Origin of the sequence: Roseomonas aerilata DSM 19363, assembly GCF_000711725.1 — a bacterium.
In the GTDB taxonomy this organism is placed as follows: domain Bacteria; phylum Pseudomonadota; class Alphaproteobacteria; order Acetobacterales; family Acetobacteraceae; genus Roseomonas; species Roseomonas aerilata.
The window spans coordinates 24,460-47,082 of record NZ_JONP01000015.1; the positions used below are offsets into that span (position 1 = coordinate 24,460).

Here is a 22,623-nt window from a genome sequence, read left to right on the forward strand (position 1 = left end):
TTTTCGGCCCGTGGTTCGGGCGGGGGCCTCAGGCGGTCTGGCCGGAGGTCAGCCCCTTGTCGAGCAGGGAGGCGACGAACTCCCAGTTCACGAGCTTGTCGAGCCAGTTGGTGAGGTAGTCCGGCCGCCGGTTGCGGAAGTCGAGGTAGTAGGAGTGCTCCCAGACGTCCACGCCGAGCAGCGGCGTGCCCTCGCCGGTCGCGATGGGGTTGGAGCCGTTCGGGGTCTTGGTGATCTTCAGCTTGCCGGAGGCATCCTGGATCAGCCAGGCCCAGCCCGAGCCGAACTGCGTCACGCCGGCCTGCTTGAAGTCGTCCTTGAACTTCTGGAGCCCGCCGAGATCGCTCTCGATCTTGGAGGCCAGCGCACCTGGGATCTTGTCGTCGCCGCCCTGGGGCGACATCACCTGCCAGAACAGAAGGTGGTTCCAGTGCTGGCCGGCCTGGTTCAGCACGGGCAGCCCGTCCGCCCCGGCCTTGCCGGCCTCGGCCACGATCTGCTCAAGCGTCTTGCCCTGCAGGCCCTTGCTCTCGATCAGGCCGTTGAGCGCCGTGACATAGGCCTGGTGGTGCTTGCCGTGGTGCAGCTCCAGCGTCTCCTGCTGCATGCCGCGGGCCGCGAGCGCGCCGGGATCATAGGGCAGGGGGGGAAGGCTGAAGGCCATAGGCATCTCCTTTTGGTGAGTCGGCGCGCACTGTCGCGCTTGTGAGCGCCCCGGCCAAGGGAGGGGGGCGTCACGCCGGCGCGAGACATGGGAGGCCGGGCCGCGCTTGCCAGCGGGGGGCGGGCGGGCCAATTCGCGCCGATGGACCGAAACCCTGACCTTCCGGGCCTCGCCGCCTTCGCCCGGCAGCACGATCCCGACCGCTTCCTCTGTGCCCTCTTCGCGCCGCCGGCGGAGCGGGAGACGATCTTCACCCTTATCGCCTTCAACCACGAGCTGGCGCGCGCGCGCGAGGCGGCGCGGGAACCGATGATGGCGATGATCCGCCTGCAATGGTGGCGCGAGGTGGTAGAGGAGGCCACCGTCGGCGCCTCACCGCGTCGGCACGAGGTAGCAGCGCCCCTTTCCGCGGCCATCCGGGAGGGCCGGCTGGAACCCGCGGCCCTGCTGGCGATGGTGGAGGGGCGCGAGATGGAGGAAGTCGGGGAGGACGCCGTGCCGCTGGCGGAGCGGATGCGAGCCACGGCCGGGGTGATGGCCGCAGAGACGGGACGGGTGCTCGGGGCGGCCGAGGCCTTCATGACGGGGCTGCGGCAGGTCGGCACGGCCTACGGGATCGGCGGCACGCTCCGGAGCCTCGCCGCGCTGGCGGCCCAGAAGCGCGGCCCCCTGCCGCCCCATGCAGAACCCGCGGAGGCTGCGCGAGCGCTCGCGCGGGACGGGCTCAACCTGCTGGAAGCGGGGCGCAGGGGCCTGGCATCGCTTCCTGCTCGCGCGGTGGCCGCGGCCCTCCCAGGCGTGCTTGCCGGGCGGGACCTGCGGCATGTTCTCTCGCCTGCCTGGCAGCCGGGTGCGGAACCCGGCCCGCGCGGGCTGGGCGACCGCTTGGTCGTGACCTGGGCGGGGTGGCGGGGGAGAGCCTGAGGCGCCTCAGGCCCGCTTGCGGCGCTTGGCCGGCGCCGCAACGGGCCGCCCGGCCAGGAGCGGGGCCAGGAAGCGACCGGTATGGCTCTCCGAGTTGGCTGCCACCTCTTCCGGGGTGCCCTCCGCCACGATCCTGCCGCCGCCGTCGCCGCCTTCCGGACCCATGTCGAGCAGCCAGTCGGCGGTCTTGATGACCTCTAGGTTGTGCTCGATGACCACGACCGTGTTGCCCTGGGCAACGAGGGCGTGCAGCACCTCCAGCAGCTTGCGCACGTCCTCGAAGTGCAGGCCGGTGGTCGGTTCGTCGAGGATGTAGAGGGTGCGGCCGGTGGCGCGGCGGGAGAGCTCCTTCGCCAGCTTGATGCGCTGCGCCTCGCCGCCCGAGAGGGTGGTGGCCTGCTGGCCGAGATGGATGTAGCCGAGGCCGACCTCGCTCAGCACCTTCAGCTTGTCGCGGATGGCCGGGACGGCGGAGAAGAACTCCAGCCCCTCGTCCACGGTCATGTCGAGCACGTCCGAGATGGACTTGCCGCGGAACTTCACCTCCAGCGTCTCGCGGTTGTAGCGCTTGCCCTTGCAGGTGTCGCAGGTGACGTAGACGTCGGGGAGGAAGTGCATCTCGATCTTGAGGAGGCCGTCGCCGCCGCAGGCCTCGCAGCGGCCGCCCTTCACGTTGAAGGAGAAGCGACCGGACTTGTAGCCGCGGGCGCGGCTGTCCGGGAGCTCAGCGAACCAGTCGCGGATGGGGGCGAAGAGGCCCGTATAGGTCGCGGGGTTCGAGCGGGGCGTGCGGCCAATCGGCGACTGGTCGATGTCGATGATCTTGTCGAGGTGCTCCAGCCCCTCCAGCCGTTCGTGCGGCGCGGGGACGGTGCCGGCCCCCATCAGGCGGCGGGCTGCGGCCTTGTAGAGGGTCTCGATCACCAGCGTGGACTTGCCGCCGCCCGACACGCCCGTGACGCAGGCGAAGGTGCCGATGGGCAGCGAGGCCGTGACGTTCTTCAGATTGTTGCCGCTGGCGCCGACCACGCGGAGCTGGCGCTTGGGATCCGACGCGCGGCGTGTCTCCGGCACAGGGATGGAGCGGCGGCCGGACATGTAGGCGCCGGTGATGCTGTCCGGGTTGGCCGCGACCTCCGCGGGCGTGCCGTGGGCGATGATGCTCCCGCCGCCCTTGCCGGCCGTGGGGCCGATATCCACGAGGTAGTCGGCGGCGCGGATCGCGTCCTCGTCATGCTCCACCACCAGCACGGTGTTGCCGATGTCGCGGAGGCGGCGGAGGGTACCGAGCAGACGCTCGTTGTCGCGCTGGTGCAGGCCGATGGAGGGCTCGTCCAGCACGTAGAGCACACCCGTCAGGCCGCTGCCGATCTGGGAGGCAAGGCGGATGCGCTGGCTCTCGCCGCCCGAGAGGGTGGCGCTGCCGCGGGCGAGAGTGAGGTAATCGAGGCCCACATCCACGAGGAAGCGCAGGCGGTCGTTGATCTCGCGCAGAATCCGTCGGGCGATCTCCTGGCGCTGCGGCGTGAGTTGGTCGTAGACGCCGGCGAACCACTCCATGGCCTTGCGGATGGAGAGGTCCGAGGATTCCGCGATGTTGAGGCCGGCCACCTTCACGGCCAGGGCCTCCGGCTTCAGGCGGGCGCCCTTGCAGACATGACAGGGGCGCTGCGACTGGTAGCGGCTGAGGTCTTCGCGGATCCAGGGGTTGTCGGTCTCGCGCAGGCGGCGCTCGAGGTTGGGGATGACGCCCTCGAAGGGCTTCTTCACCTCGTAGGCGCGCAGGCCGTCCTTGTAGCGGAGGGTGATGACCTCCTTCGTGCCCTCAAGGATCGCGTCCCGCACGGGGCGGGCGAGGTCCGCCCAGGGCGTGTTCGTCGACACCTTGAAGTGCCGCGCCAGGCTGTCGAGCGTCTGGTCGTAGTAGGGGGAGGAAGCACCGCCGGCCCAGGCGGCCACGGCCCCCTCGGCGATGGACTTGGCATCGTCGGGCACCACCAGGGCGGCGTCGAAGAAGGTCTCGCTGCCGAGGCCGTCGCAGGCGGGGCAGGCGCCCTGGGGGGAGTTGAAGGAGAATAGGCGGGGCTCGATCTCCTCGATGGTGAAGCCGGACTCCGGGCAGGCGAAGCGGGAGGAGAAGACGGTCCGCTCCCCGGTGTCGGCGCCTTCGAGGTAGACGACGCCGTCGGAGAGACCGAGGGCCATCTCGAAGCTGTCGGCCAGGCGCTGGGCGGCGCCTTCGCGGACCACGACGCGGTCCACAACCGCCTCGATATCGTGCTTCTTCTTCTTGTCCAGCGCCGGCACCTCGTCGATGCGGAGGAGGGCGCCGTTCACCTTCACCCGCTCGAAGCCGCGGCGCTGGAGCTCGGCCAGCTCCTTCTTCCACTCGCCCTTCTTACCGCGGGCGACGGGGGCGAGGATGAGCAGGCGCGTGCCCTCGGGCATGGCCATGACCCGGTCCACCATCTGGGAGACGGTCTGGGCCTCGATCGGCAGGCCCGTGGTGGGGGAGTAGGGGATGCCGACGCGCGCCCAGAGGAGGCGAGTGTAGTCCGCGATCTCGGTCACCGTGCCCACTGTGGAGCGCGGGTTATGGGAGGTGGTCTTCTGCTCGATCGAGATGGCCGGGGAGAGGCCCTCGATGCTGTCCACGTCAGGCTTCTGCTGCAGCTCCAAGAACTGGCGGGCATAGGCCGAGAGGCTCTCGACGTAACGGCGCTGGCCCTCGGCGTAGATCGTATCGAAAGCCAGGGAGGACTTGCCCGAGCCCGAGACGCCCGTGATGACCGTCAGCGTCCCCTTGGGGAGGTCGAGGTCGATGTTCTTGAGGTTGTGCTGCCGGGCCCCCCGGATGCGGATATGGCCGCCGGTGCCGATCTCCAGGCTGCCGCGCTTGGCCAGGCGGTTGGCGCCCGTCAGGTTCGAGCCAGGCAGGTTCGAGGCATTCTCGGGCAGGCTGTCGGGCAAGGGAACGGGGCCTCTGTTCGCATTGTGTTCTTGGGTATGTGCCACCATATAATGGTGACGGGAAGGGGTCGCCGGGGGGCGCCCCTGCCCAGGCCTCTCCGGGGGCCGGCTTTGTCACCCCCTAAGGGGTGGCCTCGCCGGCCCCCGGAGGGTAGCTTCGTCGGCTCGTGCGCGAATCCCAAGGGGATTTTGCGGCTGCGGAGAATGTTGAAGGATTCGGTGGCGGCGCGGGCCGCCGGGTCCATAGAAGGTTTCGGCCGGGCTCGCCCGGCCTTTCGAGGATGTGGGTAGAATGGCCGGCAGCGTCAACAAGGCGATCATCCTGGGGCGCCTGGGAAAGGACCCGGAGGTCCGCAACTTCCAGAACGGCGGCAAGGTCGTGAACCTCACGGTCGCGACGAGCGAGCGCTACAAGGACCGCGAGGGCAACCAGCAGGAGCGGACGGAGTGGCACAAGGTGGCCATCTTCAACGAGAAGCTGGGTGAGATCGCCGAGCGCTATCTGAAGAAGGGCAGCGAGGTCTATCTCGAGGGCCAGATCGAAACGCGGAAGTACCAGGGCCAGGACGGGCAGGACCGCTACTCCACCGAGATCGTGCTGCGCCAGTTCCGGGGCGAGCTGACGCTGATCGGCGGCCGCGGCCAGGGCGGCGGCGGCGACGAGGCCGGCGGCGGCTACGGCGGGGACCGCGCCGAGCGCGGGGGCGGCTACGGCGGCGGTTCCTCGGGCGGCGGCTTTGGCGGGCGCGGCGGCTCCTCGGGCGGGGCTTCCAAGCCGGCGCGGAGCGGCGGCGCCGGCGGCGGCGGGTGGGACGCGCCGAAGGCCGACCTCGACGACGACATCCCCTTCTGAGCGCCCCCCCAGGCGATCCCTCTCTGATCTTTCTGGATACCAATAAGTGAGCGATACCGAGAGCGGCGGCCCCTCCGACGAGCGGGCCCCGGACGAGACGCGGCCGGTGACGATCGAGGCGGAGATGCGCCGCTCCTACCTCGATTACGCGATGAGCGTGATCGTCTCCCGCGCGCTGCCGGACGCGCGGGACGGGCTGAAGCCTGTGCACCGGCGCATCCTGTTCGCGATGAACGAGAACGGCTTCACGGCCGACAAGCCCTACAAGAAGTCGGCCCGCGTGGTCGGCGACGTCATGGGTAAGTACCACCCGCACGGCGACAGCGCGATCTACGACGCCATGGTGCGGATGGCGCAGCCCTTCGCCATGCGCGTGCCGCTGATCGACGGGCAGGGCAACTTCGGCAGCATGGACGGCGATCCGGCGGCCGCCATGCGCTACACCGAGGCGCGGCTGGCGAAGTCCGCTGCGGCGCTGCTGGCGGGGATCGACGAGGACACGGTTGATTTCCAGCCCAACTACGACGAGAGCGCGGAGGAGCCGCGCGTTCTCCCGGCGGCCTATCCGAATCTTCTCGTCAACGGCTCGAACGGCATCGCGGTCGGGATGGCGACGAACATCCCGCCGCACAACCCCGGCGAGGTGATCGACGCGACGCTCGCGATGATCGCCGATCCGGAGGTGACGCTCGAGCGGCTAATGGAGATCATGCCGGGGCCGGACTTCCCGACGGGCGGCCTGATCCTCGGGCGCGCCGGCATTCGCGCGGCTTTCGAGACGGGGCGGGGCTCCATTCCCGTGCGCGCGCGCTGTGAGATCGAGGACATGCGCGGCGGGCGGCAGGCGATCGTCGTCTCCGAGGTGCCGTACCAGGTGAACAAGGCGACGCTGATCGAGCGCATCGCGGAACTGGCGCGCGCGAAGCAGGTCGAGGGCATCTCCGACCTGCGGGACGAGAGCGACCGTGACGGGATGCGGATCGTGATTGAGGTGAAGAAGGACGCGACGGCGGAGGTGGTGCTGAACCAGCTCTACCGCTTCACGAACCTGCAGACCTCCTTCCCCGTGAACTTCCTCGCACTCGACGACGGCACGCCCCGGCAGATGGGGCTGCGCGACGCGCTGCAGGTGTTCATCCGCTTCCGCGAGGAGGTGATCACCCGCCGCAGCCGCTTCCGGCTGAGCAAGGCGCGGGACCGCGGGCACATCCTGATCGGCCTGGCCATCGCGGTGGCCAATATCGACGAGGTGATTCGCGTCATCCGCGCGAGCCCGGACGCCGCCGCGGCGCGCGAGGCCCTGATGGCGACCGACTGGCCGGCGGGCGACGTCGGCGCGCTGCTGGCGCTGGTGGACGATGCCGGCAACATCGTGACCGGCGACACGGTGCGCCTCACCGAGGCGCAGGCGCGCGGCATCCTGGAGCTGACGCTGCGGCGCCTGACCGGGCTCGAGCGCGAGAAGATCATCCAGGAGCTGGACGAGATCGCGGCCAGCATCCGCGAGCTGCTGGACATCCTCTCCTCCCGCCCGCGGCGGCTGGAGTTGATGGCGCAGGAGCTGGCCGAGGTGCGGGCGCAGATCGCGGTACCGCGGTTGACCTCCATCCTCGACGGCGTGTCGGACCAGGACGACGAGAGCCTGATCGAGCCAGGGCTGATGGTCGTGACGATGACGCGGGACGGCTACGTCAAGCGCACGCCGCTCGAGACCTTCCGCGCGCAGAACCGGGGCGGTCGTGGGCGCAGCGCGGCCGGCACGCGCGAGGACGACGTCGTCATCCGCAGCTTCAACGCGCACACGCACCAGCACGTGCTGTTCTTCACCAGCCGCGGCATCGCCTTCCGCGAGAAGATCTGGCGGCTGCCGGAGGCAGGTCCGACGGCGCGCGGCCGCTCGCTGCGCCAGCTTCTCCAGCTGCAGGACGGCGAGACGGTGACGGCGGTGCTGCCGCTGCCGCAGGACGAGAGCCTGTGGGAGAACCTGCACCTCGTCTTCGCGACGGAGTGCGGCAATGTGCGGCGCAACCGCCTGTCCGACTTCCGCAACGTGCGGGCGGCGGGGCTGATCGCGATGAAGCTCGACGAGGGCGACAGCCTGGTGGGCGTGCAGACCTGCCGGGAAGGCGACGACATCCTGCTGGCGACGCGCCTCGGCCGCGCCATCCGCTTCACGGCGGAGGAGGGCGTGCTGCGCGTCTTCGCCGGGCGTGACTCGACGGGCGTGCGCGGCATCAAGCTCGTGGGCAAGGGGGATGCGGTGATCGCACTCTCGGTGCTGCGGAACGTGCCGGCGACGCCGGGCGAGCGGACGGCCTATCTCAAGCTCGCGGCGGCGAAGCGACGGGCCCAGGGGGAGCAGGTGGGGGACCCGGCCGGGGAGGCTGGCGCCGAGGAGCCAACGCCCGTTGCTGAGGAAGGCGAGGAGGCCACCGAGGAGGTGGCGCTCAGCGCCGAGCGGACAGAGGAGCTGGAGCGGGCCGAGGAGATCCTGCTGGTCGTGACCGATACCGGCTTCGGCAAGCGCGCCTCGGCCTATGAGTACCGTCGTAGCGGGCGCGGCGGGCAGGGCATCTCGAGCATTCCGCTCGGGCGTAACAAGGGCCACGCGGCGGTCGCAACCTTCCCGGTTCGGCAGGGCGATGACGTGATGCTGGTGACCGACAACGGCCGCCTGATCCGCCTGCCCGCCGACCAGGTGCGGGTGATGGGCCGCGGGGCAGCGGGCGTCACCCTCTTCCGCCTGGACAAGGGAGAGGCGGTGACCTCCTGCTTCCCGGTGGTCGATGACGGGGTGGTCGTCGGCGATGCCTGAGCGGATCGGGGTCTATCCCGGCACCTTCGACCCTGTGACGAACGGGCATATCGACGTGATCCAGCGGGCCGCGCGCCTGCTGGACCGACTGGTGATCGGGGTGGCCATGAACGCCGGCAAGGGCCCGATCTTCCCGATCGAGGAGCGGGTGGAGCTGGTGCGGGCGGAGACGGACAGCATCTCCACCGCTACGGGCACTGCCATCGAGGTGGTGCCCTTCGCGGGGCTGCTCGTCACCTTCGCGCGCGAGCACGGGGCCGGGATGATCGTGCGCGGCCTGCGCGCGGTCTCAGACTTCGACTACGAGGTGCAGATGGCCGGCATGAACCGGCGGTTGGACAACGGGGTCGAAACCGTCTTCCTCATGGCCAGCGAGACGAACCAGTTCATCTCCTCCTCCTTCGTGAAGGAGATCGCGCGCCTGGGGGGAGACATTTCGAGCTTCGTGCCCCAATTGACGCATGAGCGCACGCTCGCCCGCGTCCGCCCCGCCTGAACGGCGGGGCAACACGCCAACCATCCGGGAAGCCAAGGCCATGCAGCGCCGGACCTTGATCGCCACCTCGATCGCCACCGCCACGGGAGCCATGATGAGCGACGCCACCACCAATGAGGCCGAGGCCCAGGCCAATGCCGACAACACCCTCTATCTCGACCTGAAGGACGGGCGGGTGACGATCGAGCTGCGGCCGGATCTCGCGCCGAAGCATGTGGAGCGCATCAAGACGCTCTCCGCGCAGGGCTTCTACGACAACACCCCCTTTCACCGCGTGATCGAGGGCTTCATGGCCCAGGGCGGCGATCCCACGGGCACGGGCACGGGCGGCAGCCAGCTTCCCAATGTTCCCGCGGAGTTCTCGCCCCCGGCCAAGGCGCGCTTCCTGCGCGGCACCTGCGGCATGGCGCGCTCGGGCGACCCGAACAGCGCGAACAGCCAGTTCTTCATCATGTTCGGGCCTTACCCGAGCCTCGACGGCCAGTACACGATCTGGGGGCGCGTCACCTCCGGCATGGAGATCGTGGACAAGATCAAGCGTGGCAGCGGCAGCAACGGCCAGGTGCAGAACCCCGATCGCATCGTGAAGATGCGCCCGGCGGGCGTGGCCTGAGCGGCGCATTGCTGACACTGTCTTGACAGCAGGGGCGCGCGCTTCCCATAGGAGCGGCGGCGCGCGCCTGTAGCTCAGTCGGTAGAGCACGAGACTTTTAATCTTGGGGTCCTGGGTTCGAGCCCCAGCGGGCGCACCAAGACACGGCCTTCATGCGAGGCCCACTTCCTCCTGCCGTCGCTTGTCGAGCTCCTCGCCGTAGCGGCGGAGAACGAAGGTGGCGGTCAGCAGCCCCAGCACACGCCGACTCTCCACGCCGTCGATTACGGCCATGGCCTCAGCCTCCGCGGCGTCGAAGGCGGCCATGGCCTCCTTCGCGTTCATGGCAGGCAACAGCGCGGCCTCGCGATGGTGCAGGATCGTCGCGAGGGGTTCCGTCTCATCCGGCGCAGCATGGGCCTCGGCGACCAGGACAATGCCGGCGTAGCGACCAGCCTCGTCGAGGGCGATGACGCGCTCGGCGGAGCCGAGGGGGAAGTCACGGCGGAAGGCGCTGATGCGGGTGTCTGCTGCGATGGTGCGGAGATCCCGCCGCATCATGCGCCCGACCGTCAGCTCCCTCAGCCAACCGACATCGTGGGCGGAGCGGATGCCCTCGCCGCGCAGGTGGAAGCGCCAGGTGGCGAAGGAGTAGCCGAAGAGGCGCCGCACCGCGAGGCCGGTGACGACGACCGCGATGAGCACGGCGCCGGCCACCTGGAAGTTGCCGGTGGTCTCGAGCGCGAGGAAGGTCATGGCGAGCGGCGCGCCGATAACGGCAGTGCCGAAGGCGCTCATCCCCACCACCGCGAGCAGGAGCGGATCGACCAGGCCGAGGCCCGCGAGGTTGATCGCGGCCGCCACGACCTTGCCGAGAAGGGCGCCGAGCAGGAGGGAGGCGAAGAACAGCCCGCCGCGGAAGCCGGCCCCGAGCGAGATCGCCGAGGCGAGGGCCTTCAGCAGGAGGAGCAGAAGGGCCGCCCGCGCCGTGCCTTCCGTGTTGAAGGCAAGGTGCAGCGCCCCGTGGCCGGCGGAGAGGACGCCAGGCGAGAGGAGGGCGAGGAGCCCGACCGCGAGGCCGCCCGCTGCGGGGCGCAGCCAGGAGGGACGGACGACGCGCTTCAGCACGGCCTCGACGAGGCTCACCCCGCGCATGAGCGCGATGGCCGCCAGCGCCGCCATCAGGGCGAGCAAGAGCGCCAGGGCGTAGCCGTCCCAGCCCGGGGAGGCGACGCCGCCGGGCTGGACGACGTAGGTCTGGCCGTGCACGAGCCGGGCAACGAGCGTCGCCACCACGGCGCTGGTAATCACCGGCGCGAGGCTGGCGATGGTATAGGTGCCGATCACCAGCTCGAACGCGTAGAAGGCGCCGGTGAGCGGGGCGTCAAAGGCCGCCGCGATGGCCCCCGCGGCGCCGCAGCCCACCAGCACCCTGAGGTCCCCACGGCGCAGGCCGAAGAGGATGCCGGTGCGCGAGGCCACGGCGCCGGCCACCTGGGTATAGCCCGCCTCAAGGCCGACCGAGGCACCAAAGCCATTTGAAACAAGGTTCTGGCCGGCGACCACGGCGCCGTCCTGCAGGGCCATGCGGCCGCCATGCAGGGCATTCGCCTCAATCGGGTCCACGGGCACGCGGGGGTGCCAGCGGGCGAGGCCGAGATTGATCAGGCCGAGGAGCAGCCCGCCGGCCGCCGGCATCAGCAGGGCGAGGTCGGGATCGATGTCTCGCAGCGCACTCAGCCCGTGCGTGACCTCCGGACCGAAGAGCAGGGTATGCAGGCCCTGGGCGATGCCGCTCATCGAGGCGGCGACCGCGCCGCTGGCGATGCCCACGACGGCGCCGAGCACCACGAGGCCCGGCTCCGTGCCCCGGATCCAGGCGCGGAGGCTGCCGAGCCCCTGGGTGAGGTGCTGCCGGCGGATCCTCATGGCCCGCCCCCGAGCAGACCCGCCATCCCCTTGGCCGCCGTGAGGAGGGCGACAAGGGCGAGTGTGGCGAGCGACACGTTCCGGTGCGCACCGCCGGCCCGGCGAAAGAGGGCGGCGCCCAGGCGCGACCCCCCGAGCATCAGGGGCATGCCCGCAAGGATCAGCACCAGCTCCCGCCGCCCCATGGCGCCGATCAGGACGAGGCTGGCAGTGGAAAGGGCAGCCGAGAAGAGGAAGAAGACCATCAGGGAGGCGCGCACCTGGACGGGCTTCAGCGGCAGGGCGAGATAGTAGGCGAGGGCCGGCGGGCCGGGCATGGCCGCCATCCCGTTAAAGAGGCCGGACAGCGCCCCGGCGGCGATGGTGGTGGCGTGTCCGGGGAGGGTTCTGAACCCGGGCGTGACGAGGAGAGCGAGCACCGCCACCCCGCAGGCCGCGGCCAGGACGAGCCGCGCCGCGTCGGCCGGCAGCCAGGCGAGGAGGAGGGTGCCGAAGGGCGAGGCAACCACCGCCCCCGCCGCGAGCCAGCGAACCGAGGGCCAGTGGCAGGTGCGCGCGGCGCCGCGGAAGTCCATCAGCCCGCCAAGGAACTGGAGCCCGGCGGCCAGCGCCACCGCCAGCAGCGGGGGTAAGGCGAGGCTCAGCAGGGGCACGGCGATGATCGCGAAGCCGAAGCCGGTGAAGCCGCGGAACAGGGCCGAGAGGGCGATGATGACCACCACGGGCCCGAGCGTGGCGAGGGACGGCATGTCCGGCGGGATGAGGCTTTCGGGCATGCGCGGCTCCGGGCGGAACGATGCGCTACGCCGATCCGCCCGCGGGGGGAAGGGTGCGGCCCTCTTCCGGCCCGCGGTCGCGCGGGCTAAGGCGGTGCCGTGACGGAAGAACCTAACACCACCGAACTGACCGTCGTCGTGCCCTGCTACAACGAGGCGGCCAATGTGGCGCCCATGGTGCAGCGGCTGGAGGCGGCCTTGCGCGGAATTGCGTGGGAAGTCGTCTTCGTGGACGACGACAGCCCGGACGGCACGATCCGCGAGGTACGCGCCATCGCGGCGCATGATCCGCGGGTGCGGGGCATCCGCCGAATCGGCCGCCGCGGCCTCGCCTCGGCCGTGACGGAGGGGGTTCTCTCCTCATCTGCGGTGCACGTTGCCGTGATCGATGGCGACCTTCAGCACGACGAGACCATCCTGCCGGCGATGCTGGCCGCCGTGCAGGGCGGCGCCGAAGTAGCGGTGGGCAGCCGCCACACGGAGGGCGGCGAGGCGGGCTCAGGCTTCTCGGCGTCCCGCGCGAAGGTGAGCGACGCCGGCACCCGGATGGCGGCCCTCCTGCTCCCGACCCCGGTTGGCGACCCCATGAGCGGCTTCTTCCTCATGCGGCAATCGCTCTTCGAGGCGATCGCGCCCAACCTTTCGAGCCGCGGGTTCAAGATCCTGCTCGACCTGCTGCTCTCGGCCAAGCGGCCGCTCCGGGTGGCGGAGGTGCCCTACCGCTTCCGGCCCCGGGTGGCAGGGGAGTCGAAGCTCGACGCCGCGGTGCTTCTCGAGTTCCTCGGCCTGTTGCTGGACAAGGCGCTGGGCGGCTGGTTGCCCTGGCGCTTCATCTCCTTCGCGGCAGTCGGGCTGATCGGCGTCGGGGTGCACCTCGCGGTGCTCGGCCTCGCTTCCCGGGTGCCGGGGATGCAGTTCGAGGTGGCGCAGTGGATGGCGACCCTCGTCGCGATGACCGCAAACTTCCTGCTGAACAACCGGATCACCTATCGTGACTCGCGGCTGAAGGGCAGACGCCTCTTGCCGGGGCTGTTGCTCTTCTATCTCGTCTGCGGGATCGGGGCGGTTGCCAATGTGGGCATCGCGGGGCTGCTGGTGCGCGAGAATCTGGCGGGCTGGGGCCTGGCCGGGGCCGCGGGCGCGCTGCTGACGGGCGTATGGAACTACGCCGTCTCCTCCACCCTCGTTTGGCGGAGCCGTTGAACCCGTGGGTTCCGGCGCTGCTGCTGCTGACGGCGGCGCGGCTGCTGGCGGCGGCGCTGCTGCCGATCTCGCCTGACGAAGCCTATTACTGGACCTGGGCGCGCGACCTTCAGGCGGGATATCTAGACCACCCGCCGATGGTGGCACTCTGGATCGCGGCCGGGACGGCGCTGGCCGGGGATCACGAGCTCGGGATACGGCTGCTCGGGCCGATCGGTCTGGTGGCGGCCTCACTCGCCGTGGCGGGGGCCGCGAATGCGCTGATGCCGGCGCGGCGGCCGGGGGTGTGGGCCGCCCTGCTGATGAGCGCCATGCCCGTGACGAATGCGGGCGCGGTGCTGATGACGCCGGACACGCCGCTTTTCGTCTTCTGGTGCCTCGCGCTCTGGGCCGCGGCGCGGCTGCACGCTTCGGGCGACGGGCGGTGGTGGCTGGCCGTGGGGGCACTCGCGGGCGCGGCGCTGGCCTCGAAATATACGGCGGCGCTGTTCGGTGTGGGGCTGGTGTTCTGGCTGCTGGCCGAACCCACTGCGCGGCGCTGGTGGCGGGACTGGCGGCTTTACGCGGGCGGGGCTCTCGCGCTGGCGCTCTTCATGCCGGTGGTCACGTGGAATGCGGCGCATGGCTGGGCCTCCTTTGCGAAGCAGGGTGGGCGGACGGGGTCGGGCGATGACCTGGAGCTTCGCTTCCTCGGCGAGCTGATCGCGGGGCAGCTCGGGCTCGCCTCGCCGGTGCTGCTCGTGCTCTGCGTCGTCGGGACCGGGGCGGCGACGGCGGCATGGCTGCGGCGGCGCGACGGCGGGGTGGGGCTGCTGGCCGCGCTGACCCTGCCGGCGGCTGCACTCTTCCTCTGGCAGGCGACGGGGAGCCGGGTGCAGGGGAACTGGCCAGCGATCCTCTATCCCGCGGCCTGCATCGCGGCGGCTGCCTTCACGGCGCCTCGCTGGCAGCGGATCGGAGCAGGGATCGGCTTCGGGATGACGGTGCTCGCGCTGGTCCAGGCAGGCTTGGCGCCGCTGCCGCTCCCGCGGGGGACGGACCCGACTCTCGCGCGGCTGGGCGGCTGGCAGGAATTCGCGCGGGAGGTGGAGGCGGCACGGGTCGAGGCCGGGGCAGGGTTCGTCGCGGCGGAGGAGTACGGGCTGGCCTCGGAACTGGCGCTGCACCTGCCGCCGGGGGTGCCGGTGGTGGCAATCGGCGACCGGTGGGCACTCTTCTCCTTCGAGGCGCCCGCGCCGGGGAGGGCCGGGCTGATGCTGCGGAGCCTCAGGCGGGGGGAGGGTCCGTCGCTCTGGCCCGGGGCGGATCCGGCCGGGGAGGTGGTCCGCTCGCGCAGGGGGATCGTGGCCGAGCGCTACCGGCTGCTGCGCGTGGAGACGCCGGCGGGCGCCGAGCCGATGGCCGTGCTGCCTCGGCCGCGCTGAGCGAGCCCCCCTCGGGGCGGCATTCCCAACCCGGCGCCGGGGCTGGCAAGCTGGCGGGGAGGCCGCGGGACTGCCGGCCAGGAGGACGCCATGCAACGACGCGCGCTGCTCGCCACAGGTCTTTCAGTACCCTTCCTCGCATCGGCGGTGCGGGCGCAGGGCGGATGGGTGCCGGACCGGCTGATCTCGCTCGTAGTGCCCTTTCTGGCGGGGGGATCGACAGACATCGCGGGCCGGGTGATGGCCGACCGGATGGGGCCGCGGCTAGGGCCCAACGCCCGGGTGATCGTGGAAAACCGAGCCGGCGCCGGCGGGGCGATCGGCAGCGAGTGGGTGCGGCAGCGGCCGGCGGATGGAGCGACGCTCCTCCTCGCCACCGCCTCCTCCCACGCGACCAACCCGGCGGCGCTGCCCTCGCAGACGCCTTACGACCCCGTCTCGGACTTCACGCCGATCGCGATGCTCGGTGGCGGCCCGCTGGTGGTGGTCGTGCCACAGGCCTCTCCCTACCGGACGATGGCCGAGCTGGTGGCGGGCATCCGGGCCCGGCCGGGGGCGCTGTCCTGGGCCACCTCCGGCGTCGGCGGAGTGGGGCACCTGACCGGGGAGTACCTTAAGATCGCGGTCGGCGGGCTCCAGGCGGAACACGTACCTTATCGGGGCGGCTCGGCGGTGATGGAGGCGCTGGCCAAGGGGGAGGTGGCCTACTCCTTCGAGGTCCTGGCCTCCACGGCGCCGCACCTGCGGGACGGGCTCTCACGCGGGTTGGCGGTGACGTCCAGGGAGCGGCACCCGCTGTTTCCGGAAATTCCGACGGTCGCGGAGACTGTGGCGCCAGGCTTCGAGGTGACCACCTGGAACGTGCTTCTCGGACCGCGCGGGCTGCCGGGACCGGTGCAGGCGGCGCTGAACGCGGCGGTGAACGCGGTCCTGGCCGATTCCTCCGCGCGGGAGCGGCTGGTGGCGGCGGGCGTCGATCCCGCGCCCCCGAGCACGCCTGAGGAAACCCGCGCCTTTCTGGTGTCGGAACTGGCCAAGTTCCGCGGCATCGTGGAGAGGGCAGGGCTGCGGCTGGCCGGCTAAAACTTTTTGCCACGTTCGCCCAGCGGGGCGGCCGCGGTCTTGACTCGCGCGCGGGGCAACCGAGTTCAAGGGGGACCGATACGGAGACGGCCATGCTGATCAAGATCCGCCGCGGCTGGGAACTGCCCGAGAGCGCGGCTACCCCCGAGGCGGTGGTGATGGGGAGGCGGGGCGCGCTCGGCACGGGCGCCGCGCTCGCCGGGGCTGCGCTGCTCTCGCCTGGGCTCGCCGGCACCGCGCTGGCGCAGGCAGCGATGCGCAACCCACGCTTCCAGCCTGGCCGCGATGTCACGCCCGAAGGGGACGCGACAAACTACAACAACTTCTACGAGTTCGGCGGCTCAAAGAGCGTTGCCTCGGCCGCGGCGCGCCTGAAGGTGAATCCCTGGAGCGTGAAGTTCGACGGGCTGGTGTCCCAGCCACGCGAGATCGGGCTGGAAGACCTGCTGAAGCAGGTGCGGCTCGAGGAGCGGGTTCTGAGGCATCGCTGCGTCGAGGCCTGGGCGATGACGGTGCCCTGGACGGGCTTCCCGATGTCTGAGTTGATCCGGCTGGCGGCCCCGCGGCCGGATGCGAAGTTCGTGGTCTTCGAGACGGCCACGCAGCGCGACACGATGCCCGGGCTCCGGCAGGCCTGGTATCCCTGGCCCTATACCGATGGTGTGACGGTCGAGGAAGCGAGGAACGAACTCGCCTTCGTCGCGACCGGCATGTACGGCAAGCCGCTTCCGCCGCAGAACGGGGCGCCGATCCGCGCGCTGTTTCCCTGGAAGTACGGGTTCAAGGCGCCGAAGTCGATCGTGCGCGTGACCTTCCAGGCGGAACGGCCGGTCGGCTACTGGGAGAAGCTGCAGGCAAGCGAGTACGGCTTCTGGGCGAACGTGAACCCGGAGGTGGCGCATCCCCGCTGGAGCCAGGCGAGCGAGCGGCTGCTGGGCTCGAACGAGCGGGTGCCGACGCGGATCTATAACGGCTATGGCGAGTTCGTGGCGCCGCTCTACGCGAACATGCAGAACGAGCGCATCTGGTACTAGGAAGCAGGACGGGGCGCCCGGTGTTCGGGCGCCCCTGGCCCGCGGCGCTTAGCCGTGCTGGCCGTCGCCACCGGTGGCTCCGCTGCGCTGCAGGAAGACCTGGGCAGGGGTGCGGGTCACGTCGGGCCGGCTGGAAGCCGCGAGGGGAGTGCGGCTCTGGCTTGCGGTCCAGGCCGGATAGGCGCTGGGGCCGAGGCCGTCATAACCCTCGGCGAAGGCGGTGCCGGCGGCGAAGGGGCTCAGCACCACGGCGGCAAGGCCGAGTGCGCGCAGGCCGCGGGGAAGGGTGAATGCGGACATCGTCCATATCCTAGAAGGATGGCGGCGGCGCAGTGTCGTCGTCTTTTGAGCCCGGATATGCGCCTTCGCTTCGGCAACTACCACTTTGGATCCTGGATGTAACCTATTCACCGGGTGGATGAACCTTCCACTGCCCTCAGGGCGGTGGAAGATTTTCAGGCGGAAAGAAGCCTCGCCTCCCACCCATCCTTCACGAGGGCCGCGGAAAGGCGCTCGACCTCTGTCGCGGGGGCATCGAGCGCGACCTCACGCCGGTCGAGGTCGAAGCGGAGCTCGGCGCGCGGGCTGGCCTCCCGCAGGGCCGCGGCCACGCCCTTGGCGCAGCCGCCGCAGTTCATGTTGGCGATGTGGAAACGGATCACGCATTTCTCCTCTGCCACCGGAAGACGGGCAGATGGAACTTCCCACCGTTGGAAGGTCAAGAGCTGCGAGGCGATCGTCGCGCGGCGTTGCAGCAAGCTTCAAGGTTGCGCGTTCAGGCCTGTGTAACTCGGGTGCCGGCCCTGCGAGGCCGGCGGTTGGAGGCAGGATGGAGACGGGCACCAAGCGGCTCGGCGTTCTCGTGGCCGCCATGGCCGCCTCGCTGGCGCTGATGGCCGGCGGGTTTCGCCGGCGGGATGAGGAGGCCGCGGCAGCCGCGCACCGGCGCGGGCTGGAGGCGGTCGCGCGGGGAGGGCCTCGGGGAAGGGCCGACGCGCGCGGCAAGGGTGACAGGGGTGACGTGAGCACCAACGGACACGGGCGCGATGCCAGCACCCCCTCCGAGATCCCGGCGCGGGGATGGTGGGACATCCTGAAGCGTACGGCCACCCAGGCCTCGAACGACCGGCTGCTGACCGAGGCGGCGGGCGTGACCTTCTACGCGATTCTCGCGCTGTTTCCGGCGGTCAGCGCGCTTGTCTCGCTCTACGGCCTCGTCGCGGACCCGGCGACGATCAACGACCACCTCTCGGCACTCGCCGGCTTCGTACCGGAGGGTGGGATGAGCATCATTACCGACCAGGTGAAGCGTGTGGCGAGCCAGGGCGGCGGCGCCCTGGGCTTCGGGGCAGTGGCCAGTATCCTGCTCTCGCTCTGGAGCGCGAACGGGGCGACGAAGGCGGTCTTCGACGCGTTGAACGTCGTCTACGAGGAGGAGGAGAAGCGAGGCTTCGTCCGGCGCACGCTTACGACGCTCGCCTTCACGGTCGGCGCCATTGTCTTCGCGCTGCTGGCCATGGTTGCGGTGGTGGTGCTGCCGGTGGTGCTCGACTTCGTGGGGCTGGGGCCGACGGTGGAGACGCTGCTGCGGGTGCTTCGCTGGCCGCTGCTGCTGGTCGCGATCGGCGCGCTTCTCGCCTGTCTCTTCCGCTATGGGCCGAGCCGTGACGCCGCGCGCTGGCGCTGGGTGAGTTGGGGCGGGGCCTTCGCGGCCGTCGCCTGGCTGATCGGCTCCGTCGGCTTCTCCTTCTACGTCTCGCATTTCGGCAGCTACAACGAGACCTACGGGACGCTCGGCGCCATCATCGGCTTCATGACCTGGATCTGGATTTCCACCGCCATCGTCCTCGTCGGCGCCGAGCTGGATGCGGAGATGGAGCGGCAGACCGAGCGGGACACCACGGAAGGTCCGGAGCAGCCCATGGGCGCCCGCGGCGCGAAGATGGCCGACACCGTCGCCTGAGGGCGCCAGAGACGGGGTCGGAGGGCTCTTAACCCCTGGAATAGCGGGGCGGGGCTCGGAAACCGAACCGGTCTTTGCGGCATTCCTTCTCCATCATGTGACGGAGCGCGCTTGCCGCCAATGCCGGATTTCCTTGCCCGTCGCCGAGGCTGGCGCTTCCGCGAACGCGTCGCGCCAGCCTGGCCCGGGCAAGGTGATAGCGTGGCGGGATGACGGGCGCGGTGCCGTTTGCCGGTGCGCCCTCGGTGCGTCCGGTGCTGGAGTGCGATGGGTGCGGTGAGCGGGTCCGCCTGCCCGCCGTCGGTCCTCGTGTCGAAGCCTGCTGCCCGCGCTGCGACACGCTCCTGCATCGTGGCACCTCAGGCTCGGCTGACGCGCCGCTGGCGCTCGCCCTGGGAGGACTCGCGCTCTACGCGGTGACGATGGCGGCGCCCTTTCTCAGCCTGAACCTTCTCGGGCGGGTACGGGTGAGCGGCGTTGAGAGCGGGGCAGGGGCCTTCGTGCAACAGGGTTACCCACTGCTCTCGGTGCTGGTGGTGTTCACCCTCGTCTTCGTTCCCCTCGCCCGTCTCCTGCTGCTGCTGCTGGTGCTGCTCGGGCTGCGGATGCGGGAGGCGCCGCGCTGGCTTTTCCGCCCCTTCGGCTGGCACGAATGGCTAGGTGGCTGGGCGATGGTCGAGGTGTTCCTCTTCGGAGCGCTGGTCTCCTACACGCGGCTGAGGGACCTCGCACAGGTGGAACTGGGCCCCGCGGCCTACGGGCTTGCGGCGCTTGCCTTCACGCTGGTCGCCGTGAATGCGGTGTTGCGGCCGTCGGTTATATGGGAGGCACTGGAGCGGCGCGGGGCGACGGCGGCGGCGCTGTCCGGCGCCAGCGAGCCTGCGGAGGGTCCATTGCTGAGTTGCGAGCGCTGCCGCCGGCTCTCCGTCGCGGCGCCGGGCAGCGCGTGCCCGCGCTGCGCGACGCGGCTGCATCCGCGCAAGCCGAACAGCCTGGCACGCACCTGGGCGCTCGTGGTGGCGGCGCTGATCCTCTACGTGCCGGCCAATGCTTACCCGGTAATGGAGATCGTCAGCTTTGGCCGGGGTGGCCCACACACGATCCTGGGCGGTGTGAAGGAGTTCGTGCAGACCGGCTTCTGGCCGCTTGCGCTGATCGTCTTCCTGGCAAGTGTCGCGGTGCCGATGCTGAAGCTTCTCGGGTTGGTGGTGATGCTGCTCGGTGTGCATCGCCGCTCCGCGACCGGGCTGCGCGCGCGCACGCGGCTCTACCATCTGGTCGAGGCGATTGGTCGCTGGTCGATGATCGATGTTTTCGTCGTATCGGTCCTGATCGCCGTGGTGCGGTTCGGGAATCTCGCCTCGATCAACGCACAGATCGGGGCGACCTGTTTCGCGGCGGTCGTGGTGCTGACGATCCTCGCCGCGCAGTCCTTCGACCCGCGGCTCATGTGGGACGCGGCCGGGCGGCCCGGCGGGGAACGCGCGTGAGCGGGCAGGGGGATGCGCTGGGGCGGCCGGAGCCCGCGGAGGCGCGCACGCGGCGGCGTCGCCTCTCCCTCATCTGGTTGGTGCCGGTCGTCGCACTGCTCGTCGCGGGCTATCTCGGCTACCGGACGCTGTCTGACCGTGGGCCGGTGGTGACCGTCACCTTCCGGAACGCGGATGGGCTGACCGCTGGGCAGACGCAGGTTCGCTACAAGGCAGTGCCGGTGGGAGCCGTGGAGACCGTGCGGCTGAGCAACGACCTCCAGCGCGTGCGCGTGGGCATCCGCATGAACGCCGAGATGGAGGGGCGCCTGACGGAGCACGCGCGCTTCTGGGTGGTGCGGCCGCGGCTGACGGCGGGCAACGTCTCCGGCCTCGAGACCATCGTCTCGGGGAGCTATATCGAATTCGACCCGGGTGGCAACGAGGGGGAGGCAAAGCGCGAGTTCGCGGGCCTTGAGGATCCGCCTGGCGTGCGCTCCGACGAACCGGGCCGGGTCTTCACGCTGGAGGCGCGGCGGATCGGCTCGCTCGACCGGGGCTCTCCCGTGATCTTCCACGACGTGGCGGTGGGCGAGGTGCTCGGCTACGACCCGCCGGGCCTGGAAGGCAGTGTGACGCTGCGGGTCTTCGTCCGCTCTCCCTATGACAAGTTCCTCAGGGAGGGTTCGCGTTTCTGGAACGCCTCGGGCATCGATCTGCGGGTGGGAGCGGAAGGGGTGAAGCTGCAGCTGGAAAGCCTTCGTGCCGTGCTCTCGGGGGGCGTGGCCTTCGATACACCGCCCGAGTTCCGTGACCAGCCACCGGTGGCCGATGGTGCGCGCTTCCAGCTCTTTGAAGACTTGGAAGCGGCGATCGCGGCCACGTCGCGCGAGCGGCTGGAGTTCCTTCTCTATTTCGATGGCTCGTTGCACGGGCTCTCGCCTGGGGCTCCGGTGGAGCTGCGCGGTGTGCGCGTCGGCACCGTGCTGAGCCGCGGACTTGCTTTCGATGCGACGCGTGACGCCTTCCTCACGCCCGTGCGGATTGCGATCGAGCCGAGTCGGATCTCGTTTCCCTCCGGGCGAGAGCAGGGCGGCACGCAGGACGACGTCCTGGCCTTCGCCCAACGGATGGTGGCCAAGGGGATGCGGGCGCAGTTGCAGAGCGCGAGCCTGCTGACCGGACAGATGCTCGTTTCCATGGATTTCCTGGCCGATGCCCCCCCGGCTGAGGTGCGCATGGAGGCGGAGACGATCGTGCTTCCGACGCTCGGCGGCGGTGGCGACATCATGGGCGCGGTGAGTGGGATCGCCGGCAAGATCGAGCGACTGCCGTTGGAGGAGATCGCGCGCAATCTGAATGATACCTTGGCCTCGGTGAACGGACTGGTCGGCGGCCCGGAGCTGCGTGGGGCCGTCGGAGCGCTCTCCTCCGCGCTGCAGGGAGTGCAGGAGCTCGTGCGATCGGCCGACGCGGGTCTCACGCCGCTCATGCGGCGGCTGCCGGGGATTGCCGCCAATCTGGACCAGGCGATCGGGCGGGCGAACACGGCGGTAGCCTCGATCCAGCGCGGTTACGGTGGAGACTCAGTCGTGAACCGCGAACTGGAGCGGCTGCTGGGCCGCGCGAACGAGACCGCGCGCTCCATCCGGCTCCTGGCCGATTATCTCGACCGGCACCCGGAGGCGCTTGTGCGCGGACGGACTGACAGGGCGACAGAGCGTTGAGCCGCCCGGTGCAACGCCGCCTGGTCCTGTTCGGCCTGGGCCTGCTTGCCGCCGGCTGTGCCTCGCCGGAGCCAAGCCTCTACCGGCTGCTGCCGCGGCCGGGGGTGCAGCGTGCGGGTGGCCCGGGGCTGCTGGAACTGCGCCAGGTGGGGGTTCCCGGCTACCTCGACCGGCCTGAAATCGTGCGGGCGGGAGAGGGGCCGCGGCTGCGCTCCCTGCCGAACGAGCGCTGGGCGGAGCCGCTTGGCGACCTCGTCGGCAGCGTGCTGGGCGAGAACCTGACGCTCCGCCTGCCGGGCACGACGGTCGCGACCGAAGGTGGTGCGTTGCGGGCCGAGGGCGAGGTGGTGGTGGAGGTGGATATCCAGCGCTTCGAGGCGGGGGAGGCGGGACGTGTGGAGCTGGTCGCGCAGGTGAGCGTGCGGCGGCGAGCGGCGCGCGACCGACGGAACACCCGCATCGTCCGGCTTGACGCCCTGCCGGCCAGTCCTGACACGGCGGCGATGGTGGCCGCGATGAGCGAGGCGCTGGGCGGGTTGGCCGACACGATCGCCGGGATGGCGGTGGGGCGTTAGGTCAGCGGCATTCGCTGGTGGCGGCCGACCACCGGCGCGCATGGGGCGAACCGGCTGCGGCTGAGAGCGGGCCTCAACACCGCCGGCAGTGAACGGGCCATGGTGGCGCTGAGGGTGTGGCACCTG

General features: G+C 70.6%; 19 protein-coding genes and 1 tRNA gene. 14 read left to right on the top strand and 6 right to left on the bottom strand.

Annotated elements, in window-relative coordinates:
* Positions 1 to 28: 28 nt before the first annotated feature.
* The gene (locus BO39_RS17485) at positions 29 to 664 is read right to left on the bottom strand and encodes a superoxide dismutase (protein WP_043835788.1); all 636 of its coding nucleotides are present in this window, start codon (positions 662 to 664) and stop codon (positions 29 to 31) included.
* A 141-nt stretch (positions 665 to 805) separates the two neighbouring features.
* On the opposite strand from BO39_RS17485, the gene BO39_RS17490 reads away from it, so the two are divergent.
* The gene (locus BO39_RS17490) at positions 806 to 1,588 is read left to right on the top strand and encodes a squalene/phytoene synthase family protein (RefSeq protein WP_043835932.1); all 783 of its coding nucleotides are present in this window, start codon (positions 806 to 808) and stop codon (positions 1,586 to 1,588) included.
* A 6-nt stretch (positions 1,589 to 1,594) separates the two neighbouring features.
* Here the strand turns inward: BO39_RS17490 and uvrA are convergent, their stop codons facing one another.
* On the bottom strand, positions 1,595 to 4,492 hold the full coding sequence (gene uvrA / locus BO39_RS17495; protein WP_408735172.1) for an excinuclease ABC subunit UvrA: 2,898 nt from the start codon (positions 4,490 to 4,492) through the stop codon (positions 1,595 to 1,597).
* Between the two features lie 358 nt (positions 4,493 to 4,850).
* On the opposite strand from uvrA, the gene ssb reads away from it, so the two are divergent.
* From ssb to BO39_RS17520, 5 genes are all read left to right on the top strand, one after another.
* A complete protein-coding gene (ssb, locus tag BO39_RS17500; protein ID WP_043835789.1) occupies positions 4,851 to 5,411 on the top strand; it encodes a single-stranded DNA-binding protein in 561 nt (186 codons plus the stop codon).
* Positions 5,412 to 5,535: 124 nt separating this feature from the next.
* Positions 5,536 to 8,226, top strand: a complete 2,691-nt coding sequence (gyrA, locus tag BO39_RS17505; RefSeq protein WP_408735173.1) for a DNA gyrase subunit A — start codon at positions 5,536 to 5,538, stop codon at positions 8,224 to 8,226.
* The gene (coaD, locus tag BO39_RS17510) at positions 8,219 to 8,722 is read left to right on the top strand and encodes a pantetheine-phosphate adenylyltransferase (protein WP_043835791.1); all 504 of its coding nucleotides are present in this window, start codon (positions 8,219 to 8,221) and stop codon (positions 8,720 to 8,722) included. The genes gyrA and coaD overlap by 8 nt, the downstream gene beginning before the upstream one ends.
* A gap of 94 nt (positions 8,723 to 8,816) precedes the next feature.
* Positions 8,817 to 9,335, top strand: a complete 519-nt coding sequence (locus BO39_RS17515) for a peptidylprolyl isomerase (protein ID WP_420493644.1) — start codon at positions 8,817 to 8,819, stop codon at positions 9,333 to 9,335.
* A 63-nt stretch (positions 9,336 to 9,398) separates the two neighbouring features.
* A tRNA-Lys gene (locus BO39_RS17520) sits at positions 9,399 to 9,474 on the top strand.
* Between the two features lie 11 nt (positions 9,475 to 9,485).
* Here BO39_RS17520 and BO39_RS17525 read toward each other — a convergent pair.
* Both BO39_RS17525 and BO39_RS17530 read right to left on the bottom strand, forming a co-directional pair.
* Positions 9,486 to 11,243, bottom strand: a complete 1,758-nt coding sequence (locus BO39_RS17525; protein WP_043835794.1) for a chloride channel protein — start codon at positions 11,241 to 11,243, stop codon at positions 9,486 to 9,488.
* A complete protein-coding gene (locus BO39_RS17530) occupies positions 11,240 to 12,019 on the bottom strand; it encodes a sulfite exporter TauE/SafE family protein (RefSeq protein ID WP_052402245.1) in 780 nt (259 codons plus the stop codon). Before BO39_RS17530 ends, BO39_RS17525 begins: the two co-directional genes overlap by 4 nt.
* Positions 12,020 to 12,118: 99 nt before the next feature.
* Here BO39_RS17530 and BO39_RS17535 point away from each other — a divergent pair, with 99 nt between their 5' ends.
* From BO39_RS17535 to msrP, 4 genes are all read left to right on the top strand, one after another.
* Positions 12,119 to 13,222: a glycosyltransferase gene (locus BO39_RS17535; RefSeq protein WP_043835796.1), complete on the top strand. Its 1,104-nt coding sequence runs from the start codon at positions 12,119 to 12,121 to the stop codon at positions 13,220 to 13,222.
* A complete protein-coding gene (locus tag BO39_RS17540; RefSeq protein WP_245615238.1) occupies positions 13,219 to 14,646 on the top strand; it encodes a glycosyltransferase family 39 protein in 1,428 nt (475 codons plus the stop codon). The genes BO39_RS17535 and BO39_RS17540 overlap by 4 nt, the downstream gene beginning before the upstream one ends.
* 90 nt (positions 14,647 to 14,736) lie before the next feature.
* Positions 14,737 to 15,729, top strand: a complete 993-nt coding sequence (locus BO39_RS17545) for a Bug family tripartite tricarboxylate transporter substrate binding protein (protein ID WP_043835801.1) — start codon at positions 14,737 to 14,739, stop codon at positions 15,727 to 15,729.
* A 92-nt stretch (positions 15,730 to 15,821) separates the two neighbouring features.
* The gene (gene msrP, locus BO39_RS17550; protein WP_043835804.1) at positions 15,822 to 16,763 is read left to right on the top strand and encodes a protein-methionine-sulfoxide reductase catalytic subunit MsrP; all 942 of its coding nucleotides are present in this window, start codon (positions 15,822 to 15,824) and stop codon (positions 16,761 to 16,763) included.
* 48 nt (positions 16,764 to 16,811) lie between these two features.
* Here msrP and BO39_RS17555 read toward each other — a convergent pair whose 3' ends face one another.
* Positions 16,812 to 17,063 carry a hypothetical protein gene (locus BO39_RS17555; protein WP_043835806.1) on the bottom strand — a complete coding sequence of 84 codons (252 nt, stop codon included), beginning with the start codon at positions 17,061 to 17,063 and terminating at the stop codon, positions 16,812 to 16,814.
* Between the two features lie 155 nt (positions 17,064 to 17,218).
* Positions 17,219 to 17,425 (bottom strand): heavy-metal-associated domain-containing protein, encoded by a 207-nt coding sequence (locus tag BO39_RS17560; protein WP_052402247.1) that lies wholly within the window; start codon positions 17,423 to 17,425, stop codon positions 17,219 to 17,221.
* A gap of 167 nt (positions 17,426 to 17,592) precedes the next feature.
* On the opposite strand from BO39_RS17560, the gene BO39_RS17565 reads away from it, so the two are divergent.
* From BO39_RS17565 to BO39_RS30105, 4 genes are all read left to right on the top strand, one after another.
* Positions 17,593 to 18,726 carry a YihY/virulence factor BrkB family protein gene (locus tag BO39_RS17565; protein WP_052402248.1) on the top strand — a complete coding sequence of 378 codons (1,134 nt, stop codon included), beginning with the start codon at positions 17,593 to 17,595 and terminating at the stop codon, positions 18,724 to 18,726.
* A 209-nt stretch (positions 18,727 to 18,935) separates the two neighbouring features.
* A complete protein-coding gene (locus BO39_RS17570) occupies positions 18,936 to 20,216 on the top strand; it encodes a paraquat-inducible protein A (protein WP_052402249.1) in 1,281 nt (426 codons plus the stop codon).
* On the top strand, positions 20,213 to 21,922 hold the full coding sequence (locus tag BO39_RS17575; protein ID WP_084698223.1) for a PqiB family protein: 1,710 nt from the start codon (positions 20,213 to 20,215) through the stop codon (positions 21,920 to 21,922). Before BO39_RS17570 ends, BO39_RS17575 begins: the two co-directional genes overlap by 4 nt.
* A gap of 8 nt (positions 21,923 to 21,930) precedes the next feature.
* Positions 21,931 to 22,497: a PqiC family protein gene (locus tag BO39_RS30105; protein ID WP_052402250.1), complete on the top strand. Its 567-nt coding sequence runs from the start codon at positions 21,931 to 21,933 to the stop codon at positions 22,495 to 22,497.
* Positions 22,498 to 22,623: the final 126 nt, after the last annotated feature.